General features: G+C 64.7%; 17 protein-coding genes. 14 read left to right on the top strand and 3 right to left on the bottom strand.

Going from position 1 to position 15726, the window contains the following annotated elements; translation table 11 throughout:
* Positions 1–12 precede the first annotated feature (12 nt).
* The 6 genes from MJ956_RS15885 (at position 13) to MJ956_RS15860 (ending at position 4146) form a co-directional block, all read left to right on the top strand.
* The gene (locus MJ956_RS15885) at positions 13–393 is read left to right on the top strand and encodes a YkvA family protein (protein WP_253965419.1); all 381 of its coding nucleotides are present in this window, start codon (positions 13–15) and stop codon (positions 391–393) included.
* A gap of 345 nt (positions 394–738) precedes the next feature.
* Positions 739–1245, top strand: coding sequence for an invasion associated locus B family protein (locus tag MJ956_RS15880; RefSeq protein ID WP_253965418.1), 507 nt, complete (start codon positions 739–741; stop codon positions 1243–1245).
* 185 nt (positions 1246–1430) lie between these two features.
* Positions 1431–2672: a dual-specificity RNA methyltransferase RlmN gene (gene rlmN, locus MJ956_RS15875; RefSeq protein ID WP_253965417.1), complete on the top strand. Its 1242-nt coding sequence runs from the start codon at positions 1431–1433 to the stop codon at positions 2670–2672.
* A 50-nt stretch (positions 2673–2722) separates the two neighbouring features.
* Complete coding sequence (locus MJ956_RS15870; RefSeq protein ID WP_253965416.1) at positions 2723–3184, top strand: hypothetical protein; 462 nt, start codon at positions 2723–2725, stop codon at positions 3182–3184.
* Between the two features lie 5 nt (positions 3185–3189).
* On the top strand, positions 3190–3408 hold the full coding sequence (locus MJ956_RS15865; protein WP_253965415.1) for a BrnA antitoxin family protein: 219 nt from the start codon (positions 3190–3192) through the stop codon (positions 3406–3408).
* A gap of 78 nt (positions 3409–3486) precedes the next feature.
* Positions 3487–4146: a glutathione S-transferase family protein gene (locus tag MJ956_RS15860; RefSeq protein ID WP_253965414.1), complete on the top strand. Its 660-nt coding sequence runs from the start codon at positions 3487–3489 to the stop codon at positions 4144–4146.
* A 6-nt stretch (positions 4147–4152) separates the two neighbouring features.
* Here MJ956_RS15860 and MJ956_RS15855 read toward each other — a convergent pair whose 3' ends face one another.
* Positions 4153–4797, bottom strand: a complete 645-nt coding sequence (locus tag MJ956_RS15855; protein WP_253965413.1) for a LysE family translocator — start codon at positions 4795–4797, stop codon at positions 4153–4155.
* Positions 4798–4995: 198 nt separating this feature from the next.
* On the opposite strand from MJ956_RS15855, the gene MJ956_RS15850 reads away from it, so the two are divergent.
* The 5 genes from MJ956_RS15850 to MJ956_RS15830 all read left to right on the top strand — a co-directional run bounded on the left by MJ956_RS15850 (position 4996) and on the right by MJ956_RS15830 (position 10561).
* Positions 4996–6216 (top strand): argininosuccinate synthase, encoded by a 1221-nt coding sequence (locus tag MJ956_RS15850; RefSeq protein WP_253965412.1) that lies wholly within the window; start codon positions 4996–4998, stop codon positions 6214–6216.
* 83 nt (positions 6217–6299) lie between these two features.
* Positions 6300–7310: an LLM class flavin-dependent oxidoreductase gene (locus MJ956_RS15845; protein ID WP_253965411.1), complete on the top strand. Its 1011-nt coding sequence runs from the start codon at positions 6300–6302 to the stop codon at positions 7308–7310.
* Positions 7311–7520: 210 nt separating this feature from the next.
* Positions 7521–8711: a hypothetical protein gene (locus MJ956_RS15840; protein WP_253965410.1), complete on the top strand. Its 1191-nt coding sequence runs from the start codon at positions 7521–7523 to the stop codon at positions 8709–8711.
* Positions 8708–9295 carry a protein-S-isoprenylcysteine O-methyltransferase gene (locus MJ956_RS15835; RefSeq protein ID WP_253965409.1) on the top strand — a complete coding sequence of 196 codons (588 nt, stop codon included), beginning with the start codon at positions 8708–8710 and terminating at the stop codon, positions 9293–9295. The genes MJ956_RS15840 and MJ956_RS15835 overlap by 4 nt, the downstream gene beginning before the upstream one ends.
* Positions 9296–9436: 141 nt before the next feature.
* The gene (locus MJ956_RS15830) at positions 9437–10561 is read left to right on the top strand and encodes a site-2 protease family protein (protein WP_253965408.1); all 1125 of its coding nucleotides are present in this window, start codon (positions 9437–9439) and stop codon (positions 10559–10561) included.
* Between the two features lie 134 nt (positions 10562–10695).
* On the opposite strand, the gene MJ956_RS15825 is transcribed toward MJ956_RS15830, so the two are convergent.
* Entirely contained in the window at positions 10696–11187 is a 492-nt protein-coding gene (locus MJ956_RS15825; protein ID WP_253965407.1) for a MarR family winged helix-turn-helix transcriptional regulator, read from the bottom strand.
* Positions 11188–11436: 249 nt separating this feature from the next.
* On the opposite strand from MJ956_RS15825, the gene MJ956_RS15820 reads away from it, so the two are divergent.
* Positions 11437–13434 carry a M3 family metallopeptidase gene (locus tag MJ956_RS15820; RefSeq protein WP_253965445.1) on the top strand — a complete coding sequence of 666 codons (1998 nt, stop codon included), beginning with the start codon at positions 11437–11439 and terminating at the stop codon, positions 13432–13434.
* Between the two features lie 24 nt (positions 13435–13458).
* On the opposite strand, the gene MJ956_RS15815 is transcribed toward MJ956_RS15820, so the two are convergent.
* Positions 13459–13668 (bottom strand): hypothetical protein, encoded by a 210-nt coding sequence (locus tag MJ956_RS15815; RefSeq protein WP_253965406.1) that lies wholly within the window; start codon positions 13666–13668, stop codon positions 13459–13461.
* Positions 13669–13705: 37 nt separating this feature from the next.
* Between MJ956_RS15815 and MJ956_RS15810 the strand changes: the two genes are divergently transcribed.
* A complete protein-coding gene (locus tag MJ956_RS15810) occupies positions 13706–15415 on the top strand; it encodes a site-specific DNA-methyltransferase (protein WP_253965405.1) in 1710 nt (569 codons plus the stop codon).
* 121 nt (positions 15416–15536) lie between these two features.
* Positions 15537–15726 (top strand): GTP-binding protein (locus MJ956_RS15805; protein ID WP_253965404.1); only part of this gene is annotated, 190 nt, incomplete at its 3' end.

The raw sequence follows: 15726 nt of genomic DNA, 5'->3' as shown, positions 1-15726 counted from the left end.
TTGGAGGACGCGATGGCACTAGACACACCGAAGGTCGGCGAAATTTTGACACCCGGTTCCAGCGAGGAACAGGCGCGGCAGGAAGAACGGGTCCGCGCGTCTTTTTTCCAGACCGTCCGTCGCGCGTTGCGATCGGTGCCGTTCATGGAAGACGTGGTCGCGGCTTATTACTGCGCGCTCGACCCGCAGACGCCGGCCGCCAGCCGCGGCATCCTGCTTGCCGCGCTGGCCTATTTCGTCCTGCCGATGGATGTGGTGCCCGATTTCATTCTCGGCCTCGGCTTTACCGATGACATCGCGGTGCTTTGGGCCGCGTTCCGGGCGGTTCGCCAGAACATTCGGCCGCGGCATTACCAGCGGGCCCGCGAGACGCTTGGCGAAATGGACCGCTAGCGCGGGCAACCGGGGGGAGCATCGTTCCGGCCTCACTCCGCCCTTCCCCTTACCATTCCGTAACAACGGCTTGGCATGGCTCGCCAAATTGTCGCCCGATTCGTTCCATCATTCACATTGCGGGGGCCGGGCTTTGGTGAAGCGGGACGCCTAAAGCCGGTTTCTGCCAGACGAAGCGCCGTACCGTGGAGACGGTTCAATAGTTTATCTCGGCTTTCGTTCTTCGTTAACCGACGATAAACGGCCTCGGCGCTATTCTGTAGCGTATCATCGCTTCCGGCGTCTTGCCGGCCTCGGCCTCGACCGTGGGAAACATACGAACACGCACCGAACGAGCGGGGAAACATGAACCTCAAGAACGTCCTGACGGCCACGGCGGCCATTCTGATCTTCTCGAGCGCGGCCGGCGCGGCCCAGACCCCGACGCGCATGAGCCAATTCAACGCCTGGGGCACCTACTCCTACGCCGGCACCGACGGCAAGGTCTGCTACATCCTGTCGACGCCGACCAAGATGGAGCCGGCGAACGTCGATCACGGCGACATCTTCTTCCTGATTTCGCAGAAGCCGGGCCAGGGCGTCTCTTACGAGCCGCAAGCGGTGATGGGCTACACCCTCAAGGAAGGCTCCAAGGTCACGATCGACGTCGACGGCAAGGATTATTCGATGTTCGTCAAGGGCGAGTCGGCGTGGATGGAGAACGCCGCGGAGGAACCACAGCTGGTCGCCAATCTGCGCGCCGGCAAGGCGATGACGGTGGATGCCGTATCGCAACGCGGAACCCAGACGAGCTACACATTCTCGCTGTCGGGCGTCACTGCCGCGCTGAAGTCGATCAACGACTGCAAATAGGTTTCTGGCGGCGCCTGACTCGCTCCGACCAGCAATCTCTCGCGAACGCCGGGCCGCCCCCGGCGTTTCGCCGTTTGGGCCCGGCGTTCTCGCCAAACCTTGCGCAAATGGCCGGAAAGGGTCATTTGAAGGGCAATTCCTGTTCATGACCGATGTTTCGCCGGTAGCCACTGGCCGAGGATATGATGCCCGTTTCGCTCGATCTCGCCTCTCCAGCCAACCGCCCGCGCCCTCTGGCGAAGGTTTCGCCGGTCGATGGCGGCGAAAAGCCATCGCTTATCGGCCTCGATCGCGACGCTCTCGCCGAAGCGCTGCGCTCGGTCGGCGTGCCTGAAAGGCAGCTGCGCATGCGCGTCGCCCAGCTCTGGCATTGGCTCTATGTGCGCGGGGTGGCCGATTTCGGCCAGATGGCGAATGTCGCCGGAGATCTGCGCAACGCGCTCGCCGACACCTATTCGATCGCCCGGCCGGAGGTCGTCGAAGAGCAGGTCTCAGTCGATGGCACCCGCAAATGGCTGTTCCGCTTTCCGGCGAAAGGCGCCGGCCGTCCGGTCGAGATCGAGACGGTCTACATTCCCGAAGAGGGTCGCGGCACGCTCTGCGTCTCCTCCCAGGTCGGCTGCACGTTGACCTGCACTTTCTGCCATACCGGCACCCAGCGGCTGGTCCGAAACCTTACGCCGGACGAGATCGTCGGGCAGATTCTCGTGGCCCGCGAACGGCTTGGCGATTTTCCCGACGCCGCGACGCCGGCCGGCGCGATCGTGCCCTCCGACGGCCGTCTCGTTTCCAATGTCGTGATGATGGGCATGGGCGAACCGCTCTACAATTTTGACAATGTCCGCGAGGCGCTGGCCGTCGCCACCGACGGCGAGGGTCTGTCGCTGTCGCGGCGGCGTGTCACCCTGTCGACCTCCGGCGTGGTCCCGATGATCCCGCGGACCGGCGAGGAAATGGGCGTGATGCTGGCCATATCGCTGCATGCGGTGCGCGACGAACTGCGCGACGAACTGGTGCCGATCAACAAGAAATATCCGCTGAAGGACCTGCTCGACGCCTGCCGCGCCTATCCGGGTGTGTCCAATGCCCGGCGCATCACCTTCGAATACGTGATGCTGAAGGACGTCAACGATTCGATGGCGGACGCGAAGGAATTGGTCCGTATCCTCAAGGGCATTCCGGCGAAGATCAATCTGATCCCGTTCAATCCCTGGCCGGGGACGTTCTACGAGTGTTCCGACTGGGACCAGATCGAGCGCTTCGCCGATTATGTGAACCAGGCCGGCTATGCCTCGCCCATCCGAACACCGCGCGGGCGCGACATCTTCGCCGCCTGCGGCCAGCTGAAATCGGAATCCGAGCGGATGAAGAAGAGCGATCGGGTGAAGCTCGAAACAGCGCGAATTTCGGAACTCGCAGCCCACTAAGGGCAGAGCACGGCACCGAGACGCGCTATCAAAGGAACCCTCTTCGTCGAATGACCGCCGTTCTCCGCTTTCTGTTCGTGATTCCGTTCGGCTTCGTCGCGGCCTGCATGACGGCGGCCTTCGCGATGCTGTGGCCGTTTCTGAACGTTCCGGCCGGAATGGGAGCGAGCGACCCGGTCTTCCTGTTCCACACCGTCGTCGCCTTTCTCGCCCAATCGGCGCAGATCGGCTCGGTAGTCCTGCTGCCGTGGGCATTGTTCATGGTGGCGAGCGAACTCTTCGGGCTTTCGTCGATCCTCCTGCATCTCGCCGCCGGCCTCATCGGGGCCGGCGCGATCCTCGTCACCGCCTACGGGAACGATCTGCCGCATGCGAGCGTCCAGACCGCGATCGTCGTCGCGGCGCTATCGTTCACGCTGATCTACTGGATCGTTGCCGGACGCAGCGCCGGCCGATGGCGCCGCGGCTCCGGTCCCACGGCGTCGGCCGCCGAACCCACAATCAAAGGATAAGACTCATGGCCCGCCGCCCGACCAATCCCCGCGACGCCGCCGAAGCGGCCTTCAAATCCGCGACGGCGCCCGAGCGCGTCAAGGAAGCACCCCCTGCCATCCCGCATGGCCGCGAGCAGGTGTCGCTGCGCATCGATCGCGACGTGCTGGCTCACTTCCAGGAGGAAGGCCCCGGCTGGCAGGACCGGATCAACGCGGCGCTGCGGAGATCGGCCGGGCTGTAAACCGACAAGCCCGGTCGGGCTCGATGCGGCAGGGTCACCGCGCCTTGTTTACTGGGCATGGCGCCGTAGATCTTCCCGATGATCACGATCCATCACCTCAACAACTCCCGTTCGCAGCGGGTTCTCTGGCTGCTTGAGGAGCTCGGCGTTGCCTATGCGGTGCAGCACTACGAGCGCGGCAAGGATATGCAGGCGCCGAAAGAGCTCAAGGCGATTCACCCGCTCGGCAAATCGCCGGTGTTGACCGAGGACGGCCGGACCATCGCCGAGACCGCAGCCATCGTCGAATACATTCTTGCCACACACGGCGATGGACGGCTGATGCCGCCCCACGGAACCGACGACTACTGGAACGCCCGCCACTTCTTGCACTACGCCGAAGGCTCGGCGATGCCGCCCTTGTTCCTGATGCTGGTGCTGCAGATGATCCCGGAACGGGCACCGTTCTTCCTCAGGCCGATCCTCAAGACGTCGTTGGCCAAGGTCGACGATATGCTGGTGCGGCCCCAAATCGCGCTGCATCTCGACCATTGGGAGAAGGCGATCGGCGACAGCGGCTGGTTCGCCGGGCCGGAGCTTTCCATCGCCGACATCATGATGAGCTTTCCGGTCGAGGCGGCCGGCCACCGCTTCGGCTATGACGACCGCCGGAAGCTGCGCGACTTCCTGTTGCGCATCCACGACCGCCCCGCCTATCGCCGCGGCCTCAAGCGCGGCGGCCCCTACGCCTACGCCTGAGCGCGGTCAGCGCCCCTGCGTCAAGAGAATCCGCACCGCGAAGGCCGAAAACACGCTGGCGAACAGCCAGTCGATCGCCCGCATCACCTTCGGACGCCGCTTCAACGCGGCGGCGAAGCGGTCGGCGGCGAGAATCATCAGGCTCGTCATCGGCACCGCCAATACGATGAAGAACAGGCCGAGGAAAAACAGCTTGCCGGTGACGTCGGCATCCCTCGCAGAGACGAATTGCGGCAGGAAGGTCACGAAGAACAGGATGATCTTCGGGTTCAGCAGATTGATGCCGAGGCCGGTCAGCCAGTTCGAGGCGAGACTATGCGGGCGTCCCGCCGCCTTGCCGTCGAGCTTGAAGGTCGAGCCGCCGCGGATCGCCTGGATCGCGAGATAGACGAGATAGCCGGCGCCGACGATCTTCAGCGCCAGGAACGCCTGCGGCGAGGCGGCGATCAGGGCGGAAATACCGAAGGCGGCCAGGCTGGTGTGCACGACGATGCCCGACGCCGCGCCGAGCATCGCGGCGAACCCGGCCGCCCGGCCCTCGGACAGCGTGCGGCCTAAGAACAGCGTCATGTCCGGCCCCGGCGTGATGGTCAGCACGAAGGCGGCCAGCGTAAAGGCCAGAAGCGTCGGAAGGTCGGGGAGGAAGGTCATGTCACATGCCTCGTTTCAATGCCGTCGGTCTCCGAGGGCTGACAATGCAAGCTGCTTTCTCGATCCGGTATCGGCCGAACGTTCCTCGCGCGCCACCCGGATTTCACCGCAGGAGAGCGGACGCTTCGCGCGAAGCGGTTTCCCTACCGGCCCGCTTTGCGCTAGAGGCGTGGCGAAGCGCAAGACGAAAGAGTTCCAATGGCACCCACCCGCGACGTCAAGAAGGTCGTCCTCGCCTATTCCGGCGGCCTCGACACCTCGATCATCCTGAAATGGCTGCAGACCGACTACGGCGCCGTGGTGGTCACCTTCACCGCCGATCTCGGCCAGGGCGAGGAACTGGAGCCGGCCCGCCGCAAGGCGGAAATGCTCGGCATCCAGGAAATCTACATCGAGGATCTGCGCGAGGAGTTCTGCCGCGACTTCGTCTTCCCGATGTTCCGCGCCAACGCCGTCTACGAGGGCACCTATCTGCTCGGCACCTCGATCGCCCGCCCGCTGATCTCCAAGCGCCTCGTCGAGATCGCGCATGAGACCGGCGCCGACGCCATCGCCCACGGCGCCACCGGCAAGGGCAACGACCAGGTGCGGTTCGAACTGGCCGCCTACGCCCTCGATCCCGACATCAAGGTGATCGCCCCCTGGCGCGAATGGGAGTTCAAGTCCCGCACCGATCTGATCGACTTTGCCGAAAAGAACCAGATCGTCGTGTCCAAGGACAAGCGCGGCGAGGCGCCGTTCTCGGTCGACGCCAACCTCCTGCACTCGTCGTCCGAGGGCAAGGTGCTGGAGGATCCGGCGGAAGAGCCGCCGCACTACGTCTTTCAACGCTCGGTCAGCCCGGAGGAAGCGCCGGACAAGGCGACGACGATTGAAATCGGCTTCGCCAAGGGCGACCCGGTCTCGATCGACGGCAACGCGCTGAAGCCGCACGAGCTGCTGGCCGCGCTCAACGATCTCGGCCGCGACAACGGCGTCGGCCGTCTTGATCTGGTCGAAAACCGTTTCGTCGGCATGAAGAGCCGCGGCATCTACGAGACTCCCGGCGGCACCATCCTTCTCGCCGCGCATCGGGCCATCGAGTCGATCACCCTCGATCGCGGCGCGGCGCATCTGAAGGACGAGCTGATGCCGCGCTATGCCGAGCTGATCTACAATGGCTTCTGGTTCTCGCCCGAGCGCGAGATGCTGCAGGCGGCGATCGACCGCAGCCAGGAGCAGGTCGAGGGAACGGTGCGGCTGAAGCTCTACAAGGGCAACGTCATCGTCATAGGCCGTTCTTCGCCGCAATCGCTCTATTCCGACGAGCTCGTCACCTTCGAGGACGATCACGGCGCCTACGACCAGAAGGACGCGGCCGGCTTCATCAAGCTGAACGCCCTGCGGCTTCGGACGCTGGCCAAGCGCGGCGGGCGTTAGGCGCGGCGCGAAGAACCCAGCGTTTCATTGATGTCATGGAGCGCGGCGTCCATATCGGGGTTCACCATAGACAAGGGTCCGCCATGATCCCCTATTCCGTTCTCGACCTGTCGCCGATCCCGGACGGCTCGACCGCAGCCGACGCGCTGGCAAATTCCGCCGACCTTGCCCGGCACGCGGAGTCGCTCGGCTATCTGCGCTTCTGGATGGCCGAACACCACAACATGCCCGGGATCGCCAGTGCCGCGACCGCCGTCGCGCTCGGCCATGTCGCGAGCCAGACGGCGACGATCCGGGTCGGCGCGGGCGGTGTCATGCTGCCGAACCACGCGCCGCTGGTGATCGCCGAGCAGTTCGGCACGCTGGCGACACTCTATCCGGGCCGGGTCGATCTCGGCCTCGGACGCGCGCCGGGGACCGACCAGCCGACCGCGCGGGCACTGCGGCGCAGCCTCGACAATTCCGACAATTTCCCCCAGGACGTGGTCGAGCTGATCACCTATTTCGAGGATGCCGAGCCAAGCCAGAAGATCCGGGCGGTGCCCGGCGTCGGTACACACGTTCCGGTCTGGATTCTCGGCTCCAGCCTCTATGGCGCGCAACTCGCCGCCCATCTCGGTCTTCCCTACGCCTTCGCCTCGCATTTCGCGCCGGGCGCGCTGGATCAGGCCGTCGAAATCTATCGCGAGACCTATCGTCCGTCCGCGCGCTGGCCGAAGCCGCATTTCATGCTGGCGATCAACGTCTTCGCCGCCGCGAGCGACGAGGAGGGCCGCGTGCTGAAATCATCGATGCAACAGGCCTTCGTCAATCTGCGCAGCGGCAATCCGGGCCCGCTGCCGCGTCCGGTCCCGGATTTCGCGGCCCGTGTCGAACCGGCGGCGAAGGCAATGGTCGAGCAGGCGCTGGCAGTCTCGGCCACCGGCTCCCCGGAGACCGTCCGCCGCGAACTTGCGCGCTTCGTCGAAGCCTATGCGCCGGACGAGGTCATACTCACCGGCCAGATCCACGATCACGCGGCGCGCAAGCGCTCCTTCGAGATCGCTGCGCAGGCCATGCGCGAGATCGGAAACACTCGCGACGCCGCCGAGTAGAAGCGAGCACCACAACCCAGCCGCTCCGCCTGCGCGTGGCGCATGGCTGCAACGCCCGACGCAAATCCTCCGCGCGACAATTGCCCTCGAGCTTCTCAACGCGTCGTCCCTGGGCTAGGCGATACACGTGACCGCGATCTTGCCTTGCCTTCGATCGCGGACGAGGCGGACTGCCACCCGATGACGTGCCGGGCGGACCCTGGAGACGGTATGATCGAAAAGCGGCTCGTGTTTGTGTTCCCCGGTTTCGAGCCGATGCTGGCCACGGCCCATATGGAACGGTTTCGTCGGGCGGCCGAGCGCTCGGCCAGCATCTGGGCGGCCGAGCTTCGACTGGATCAGGCGAAGCCATCCGCGAGCGCGCCGGCCGATACGCTCTTCCCGTCACTTCACGCGACGCTGGGCGGGACCGGCTGGCGCACGGAGACCGAGCTGATCTTCTGCGAGTGGGGCGATCTCATTTTCGCCTACCGCTCTCGCCCCGCGATCGAGCGCCTCTCGCGCGGATTGCTGGCGTTGACCGACTTCCTCGTCACCGGCACGGTCTTCCATTACTGCCGGGTAAGCTGGCGCTATGCCTTTTTCTTCGCCTTTCCCATTGTGGTCATCACGGCCGCCCTCCTGATCGGATGGCTGGTTCATACTGCGCTGACCGCCCTGTTGGCAGGCACAGCCGGCTCCGCGATCGGTTCCGTCCTCGGGTTCGTCGCCGCACTGGCGTGGCTGTTTCTCGCCGAGCGGCGATGGCATCTTCTGACCGCCATGGACGATTGGGCCCTGGCCCGCGACCTTTGCCGCGAACGCAACCCCGCCCTGTCGGCGCGGATCGAACGGCAGGCCGAGGAGATCGCCGCGCTGGCGGCGGCTAGCGAGGCAGGCGAGATCGTCGTCGCCGCCCATAGCCTCGGCGCGAGCTTCGCGGTCCTCGCCCTGGATCGGGCGCTCGCCGACGGTCATCTGGAAAGCCGGCAGTGGCATATCCTCACCGTCGGCTCCAGCCTCCTGAAGACCGCGCTGCATCCGGCCGCCAGGACGCAACGCGCGGCCGTACGCCGCCTCGTCGCCGACCATCGCATCGCCTGGACCGATTGCCAGGGGCTGTCGGACCCGATCAATTTCTATAATTCGAACCCGGCCACATCGCTCGGCCTTCGCCAGGGGCGCACCCCTCTCGTCGTGCGCGTTCACTTCAGGCGGCTCGTATCGCCTCCAACCTACCGGCGCATCAAGCGCGACTTCTTTCGCCTGCATCGGCAGTTCGTGCTGGCGGTCGAGCGCCGCTGTCCCTATTCCTTCCACATGCTGCTGCTTGGGCCCCGCCCTCTCGCTGATTTCGCCGCGACGAAATCCGTCGATGTCCCGCCGCTTGCGCCCTCGGCGCGCGAAGGCGTCCGCGCATGACCCCCGCGATGACCGGATCGATCGCCTGGGTGCTGATGGTCGTCGGCTGGTACGCCATCCGCTATCCGTTCGAGCGGCGCGCCAAGCGGCGGCGCGTCGAGCGCACCCGGCGCGGACCAGCGGAAACGCTGCGCATGGCGATATCGCTGACCGGGCTCGGCATCCTGCCCGGCATCTTCGTGGCGACCGGCTGGCCGGACTTTGCCCGCACCGACCCGTCCTGGGGACGTATCGCGTTCGGTGTCGCCGCTATGGCGCTGGCGTTGGTCTTGTTCCGCAAGACCCACAAGGCGCTGGGCAAGATGTGGTCGGTCTCGCTCGACATCCGCGAAAAGCACGAGCTCGTCACCTCCGGCATCTACAAGCGGCTCCGCCACCCCATGTACAGCGCCTTCTGGGCAATGGCGCTGGCGCAGGCACTGCTGCTGCCCAATTGGATCGCAGGACCGGCCGGCCTCGTCGGTTTCGGCATCCTCTTCGCCGCGCGGATCGGCCCGGAGGAACGGATGATGGAGGAGACCTTCGGCGAGGCCTATCGCGCATACAAGGCGCGGACCGCGCGAATCATTCCGGGTCTCTTCTGACGCGGGTTTCGACCTTCCTCGAATGCGGGCGCCAGTGTTTCGCCAACCGCAAAGCCCCATATGAGGGAGCGACGCGGGTTGGCGCGTGTTCTCTTCGCACGAGGTCACCCCGGCGATCGACGCTGACAAGGAGAGCAGTGAATGTCCTGGTCCCTCACCCTAGGCCGGCTATTCGGGTCCGAGATCCGGATTCACATCACTTTCCTGATCCTCCTGGCCTGGATCGGCGTCGCCGCCTATCAAAGAGGCGGTGCCGCCGCCGCCTTCGCCAGCCTGACCTTCATCATCGCCATCTTCGCCTGCGTCGTCGCCCATGAATTCGGCCATGCTCTCGCCGCGCGGCGCTATGGCATCAGGACCCCGGACATCACGCTGTTGCCGATCGGCGGCATTGCCCGGCTCGAGCGGATGCCGGAACGGCCTCGCGAAGAGATCGTCGTCGCGCTTGCCGGGCCTGCCGTCAACGTCGTCATCGCCACGGTGCTGATCGTCTTTCTCGGCGCCCGCTTCGCCCCGGAAAGCCTGGCGTCTGTGGAAAGCCCGGCGGCGAGTTTCCTGGCCCAGATCGCGACGATCAACGTCTTCCTGGTTCTGTTCAACCTGATTCCGGCCTTCCCTATGGATGGCGGACGCGTGCTGCGCGCCCTGCTCGCGCTCAAATTCGACCGGCCAACGGCGACGCGCTACGCGGCGCGCGCCGGCCAGTTTCTCGCCTTCGGCTTCGGCTTCTGGGGACTGTCGACCGGCAACGTCTTTCTCGTCTTCATCGCCGTCTTCGTCTATGTCGCCGCCGCCAGCGAGAGCTATCAGGTTGGCGTCGATGACGCGGCGCGTTCGGTCTCGGCGCATGAGGTGATGATCACCAAATTCGAGAGCCTTGGCCCGACGGCTAGTCTCGCCGACGCAGCCGCGGCGCTGATCCGCACGACCCAGCATGAGTTTCCGGTGGTCGACGGCGGCGGCAAGCTGCGCGGCGTGCTGACGCAAAAGGCGCTGATCGCGGCTCTGGCCCGGTCGGGTAGGGAGACGCCCGTGGTCGACGTCATGATCAAAGACGTGCCGCTGGTGCGCGAGCACGCGGCGCTTTCCTTCGCCTTGAAAACGATGCGCGAACGCGGCGCCGGGGTTCTCGGCGTCATCGATCAGGCTGGGCGATTCATCGCCTACATCACCCAGGAGAATATTGCCGAATATCTGATGCTCGCGAAGGCTGGCGGCGTGGATCGGCCGAAACCCGCCGTGCGGACCGAAGTCGGCCCGTTCTGAGAGGCGCCGGCGTCTCTCTCGCCTCGCCCGTCGCGGGACGGCGAGGGAGCCGGCATCCGCGGGCGCGTCTCCAGTTCGGCGATCACCGTCTGGCCGTATCGCGTCCCGATCGGTCCGGTTCTTCCGGACGATCGTTATGCGGCGCCGCGCAACGGCTGTTCGACCGGCGTCTCACCCAGGACCTGGGGATCGTTGGTCAGATTGGCCCGCATTTTTTGCAGGGCGGAGTCGAGCGACTTGCGCTCTTCCTCATCGAGGCCGTTCACCGTGCGCTCGTAGACCGCAAGCGCCACTGGCCGGGCCTCCTCGAACACCTGCTCGGCGGCCTTTGTCGGCGCGATCACCTTGGCGCGCCGATCGGTCGGATCGACGGTGCGGGTAATCAACCCACTCGTTTCCAGCCGGTCGAGATAGGCAGACAGGGTCATTGGCTCGACGCCCATGCGCTCGGCCAGCACCGCTTGGCGGGATCCCTCGTAGCGTGCCACATAGGCGAGCGCCCGAATTTCGCCGGGCGTCAGCGCCAGACCGGCCTCCACGACCGCTTTCTCGAAGGCTTGTCGATAGAGACGGGCAATGTCCACGACAACGAAGCCGAGAGCATTCCCTGGAAGAAGTTGTGACATGGTGGCAATTGTCCCGTTTCGGTCGTCTTTTCCATTGAACTCGGCTTGCATGTCAGGTCAGGAACAGCAGAATCCGGTTTTGCATCATTCTCCCACCGAAGCGCTGCGTCCATAGGACTTTCATAGAGCTTTCGTACGGCCAGCCCGAGCGCCCGGGGGAGCATCACCCCAGTATAGCAAGGTTATCCCATGTCCGATCCGGGTATCACGGCCCTGCCAGATGACGCCTTCACGTTTAATTTAACTGATATGCGCCTCGATTTCGACAAAATTCGCGCGGGGGATTTTCGGAGCGCGTTCCAGGCCGCGATGGACGAGCATTGCCGGGAGATCGCCGCGATCACCCGCAATCCCGCCCTGCCGAGCTTCGACAACACATTGGCCGCGATGGAGCGCGCCGGCCGGCACCTCGACACGGTGGCGCGGAGTTTCTTTGCGCTCGCCGGCGCGAACACGAACGAGGAGTTGCAGGCGGTGGAGCGCGAGATTTCGCCGGCTCTCTCCCGTCACGCCTCGGCCATCACTCTGGATGCCGAGCTTTTCGCACGGATCGATGCGGTCCATCGCGGCCGCGACGAATTACCGCGGCTGGCACCGGAGGATTTGCGCCTCCTGGAACGCGTTCATGCGAGCTTCGTGCGCGGCGGCGCCACGCTGAAGGGCGACGACCGCGAGCGCCTGGCGGAAATCGATGCGGAACTCTCATCGCTCGGCACCCGCTTTTCGCAGAACATCCTCGCCGACGAGCGCGCCTGGCTGCTGCCGCTGGCGGAGCGGGATCTGTCCGGACTGCCGGAATTCCTCAAATCGACCATGGCCGGAATCGCGGCTGAGCGGGCTGTCGACGGCTACGCGCTGACCTTGTCCCGCTCCGTCGTCGTGCCGTTCCTGACCTATTCCGACCGGCGCGACCTCCGGGAGACGGCGTTCCGCGCATGGACCAGCCGGGGCGAGAACGACGGACCGTCCGACAACCGGTCGATCATGGCCGAGATCCTGCGGCTTCGCGGCGAAAAAGCTGGACTGCTCGGCTTTGCGAACTATGCCGCCTACAAGCTCGACGACCAGATGGCCAAGACCCCGGGCGCCGTCCGTGCCTTGCTCGAAGAGGGGTGGGATCATGCCAAGACGCGGGCGGCGGACGATGCCGAGGCGCTGCGCGCCCTTGCGGCGGGGGCCGGCGACAATCACGCGCTGGAGCCCTGGGACTGGCGCTACTACGCCGAAAAGCGCCGCCGCGCCGAGTTCGATCTCGATGAGGCGGAACTGAAGCCGTATTTCCAGCTCGACCGCATGATCGAGGCGGCGTTCGATGTCGCCGGCCGGCTGTTCGGCCTTACCTTCGAGCCGGTGCCCGACGTCAAGGCCTGGCACCCGGATGTGAAGGCCTGGAGCGTCCGCGACCGGACCGGCCGCGAGCGCGGCCTGTTCCTCGGCGACTATTTCGCCCGATCCTCCAAGCGCTCCGGCGCCTGGATGAGCGCGCTGCGCGGCCAGCACAAGCTGGACGGCGGCCAGACGCCGATCATCTACAATATCTGCAATTTCGCCAGGCCGAACCAGGGCGAGCCGGCACTGCTGTCGCTCGACGACGCCCGCACCCTGTTCCACGAATTCGGCCACGCCCTGCATGGGCTGCTTTCGGACGTCACCTGGCCGTCGCTCGCCGGCACCGCCGTCGCGCGCGACTTCGTCGAGCTGCCGTCCCAGCTCTACGAGCACTGGCTGACGGTCCCCGAGATCCTGGAAAAGCACGCCCGCCACGTCGAGACCGGTGCAGCGCTGCCCCAGGCGCTGCTCGGCAAGCTCACCGCCGCGCGGACCTTCGACGCGGGCTTCGACACCGTCGAATATACTGCCTCGGCCCTCGTCGATCTCGGCCTGCACGAGGCCGAAGCCGTTCCGGACAAGCCACTCGAGGCCGAGCGGGCGATGCTGGAGGCCCTCGGCATGCCGCGCGCGATCGTCATGCGCCACCGCTCGCCGCATTTCGCCCACATCTTTTCCGGCGACGGCTATTCGGCCGGCTACTATTCCTACATGTGGTCGGAAGTGCTCGACGCCGATGCCTTCGAGGCGTTCGCGGAAGCGGGCGACCCGTTCGATCGCCCCACGGCGGAGCGGCTGCTGACGCATGTCTACTCGGCCGGCAATTCGCGCGACGCGGCCGCCCTCTACACGGCGTTTCGGGGCCGCATGCCGACCACCGGGGCGCTCTTGAAGAAGCGCGGTTTCGTCGCGGGGTAGCCCGCCGCCGCGCTTTCGGGGCGCCTAGCTGTCCCGGATCGTCCTGTCCGGCCAGCGCCCTGCTGCGGCCGGTCCGACGAACTTGCCGGTGATGGCGCTGCGATGCGCGCCGTGCGTCGAGCCCCCGCCGCGCGTCTCGCCAACGGTCGTCTTCGGGTTCCTGTTCGCGTAGGCCTTGGTGACGAATTTTCCGGTGCCTGCGCTACGATGGCTCTTGCCGCCGCCTTTTGCCATTGCCTGATCCTTCCGCCATGGTGCGAATCGGTATGCGATGCGCGAGCATCGTTCCCCATATGTTCTGGTGCGTCAAGAGGGGTGGGATTTGGTCAACAGGCTTTATTACGGCGACAATCTGGGCGTCTTGCGCGAGCATATCCCCGATAACAGCGTCGACCTCGTCTATCTCGACCCGCCCTTCAACTCGAACGCCAACTACAACGTCCTGTTCAAGGCGCCCGACGGCGCGGGCAGCCAGGCGCAGATCGAAGCGTTCGATGACACTTGGCACTGGAATGAATCGGCCGAGGATTCCTACTGGCAGGTGCTGCATGGGGAGAATACCGAGGCGGCAAGGATGCTCGAAGCGATGCGCGGCTTCCTCGGCGAGAACGACATGATGGCCTATCTGGCCATGATGGCGATCCGCCTGATCGAACTGCACCGCGTGCTCAAGCCGACAGGCAGCCTCTATCTCCACTGCGATCCGACCGCGAGCCATTACCTGAAGATATTGCTGGACGCTGTGTTTGGGGCGACGAATTTCCGTAATGAAATCGTTTGGAAACGAACCAGTTCTGCAAACAATCCCAAGCGTTGGGGTCCAGTCCACGACGTCATACTTTTTTCGTCAAAGGGTGAAAAATATCTTTGGAATAAAACTCTACAGAATTATGATCTGAAATATATTGAAAGCAAATATCGATTTAATGACGATCGCGGCACCTATAGACTTTCCGACCTGACTGCTTCCGGCACACGAAACGGCGCGTCGGGGAAACCGTGGAAAGGGTTCGATCCGACACCTATAGGGAGGCACTGGGGGATTCCCAGAGAAATTCTTATTGAAATCGGCGCAGATCACGTCACTGATACGCAAGAAAAACTCGATGCCATTGATGACGCTGGCTACGTCTATTGGACTCCTGGACGAGCTGGAAAGCCGGGGTTCCCGCAATTGAAGCGCTACGTTCAAGATGGACAGCCGATCCAAAGCGTAATTGACGACATCCCCCCAGTAAACTCGATGGCGAAAGAACGCCTCGGCTACCCCACCCAAAAGCCCGTCGCCCTGCTGGAGCGCATCATTGCCGCCTCGTCCAATCCCGGCGATGTCGTCCTCGATCCGTTCTGCGGCTGCGGCACCACGGTCCACGCCGCGCAGAAACTCGGCCGGCAGTGGATCGGCATCGACGTCACTCATCTCGCCGTCTCGCTGATCGAACGCCGGCTGATGAACGCCTTCGGCAAGGACGTCGAGTTCCAGACGATCGGCGTGCCGAAGGACATCGGCGCGGCGCGCGATCTGGCCGCGCGCGACAAGCACGAATTCGAGAAATGGGCGATCGCGCTGATCCCGGATGCCCAGCCGTTCCGGGGCGGCAAGAAGGGCTCCGACACGGGCATCGACGGCATCGTCTATATGCGCACGGAAAAGAACCGGACCGACAAGGCGATCGTCGAAGTGAAGGGCGGGGGCGTCAGCGTCGACCAGATCCACAAGCTCAAGAGCGTCATCGAGCGGGAAAAGGCGCTGACGGGGATTTTCGTCACGCTCAACCCGCCGACCCGGCCGATGATCGCGGAGGCGGCCGCCGCCGGCTTCGCCGAAACCGTCTTCGGCCGCATTCCCCGCATCCAGATTCTCACCATCGAGGGGCTTCTCGACTACCGTGAGGTGGCGCGGCTGCCGGCCATCGATTCGTCGAGCTTCAAGAAGGCGCCCAAGGAAAAGCGGCAGGATCAGGATTCGTTCGGGTTCTGAAACGCATCCGATACGCGGCTCTTTCGCAATTGCACAAAATACCCTATATGAGCCCCCAGATCAGCGCCGGGCGGACATTTGAGGTGTCGGCCGCGGCCTTAACTCGTTTCCGGTGACAATCATGAAGCTCCGCAACATCGCGATCATCGCGCACGTCGACCATGGCAAGACGACCCTCGTCGACAAGCTGCTGGCCCAGTCGGGCTCGTTCCGCGAGAACCAGCGCCAGGAAGAGCGCGCGATGGACTCCAACGATCTGGAGAAGGAGCGCGGCATCACCATCCTCGCCAAGGCGACCTCGGTCGAGTGGA

Origin of the sequence: Aurantimonas marianensis (assembly GCF_024195285.1) — a bacterium.
Taxonomy (GTDB): domain Bacteria; phylum Pseudomonadota; class Alphaproteobacteria; order Rhizobiales; family Rhizobiaceae; genus Aurantimonas; species Aurantimonas marianensis.
The sequence above is the reverse complement of the archived record's forward strand: the minus strand, read 5'-3'. Positions and strand labels throughout refer to the sequence as shown.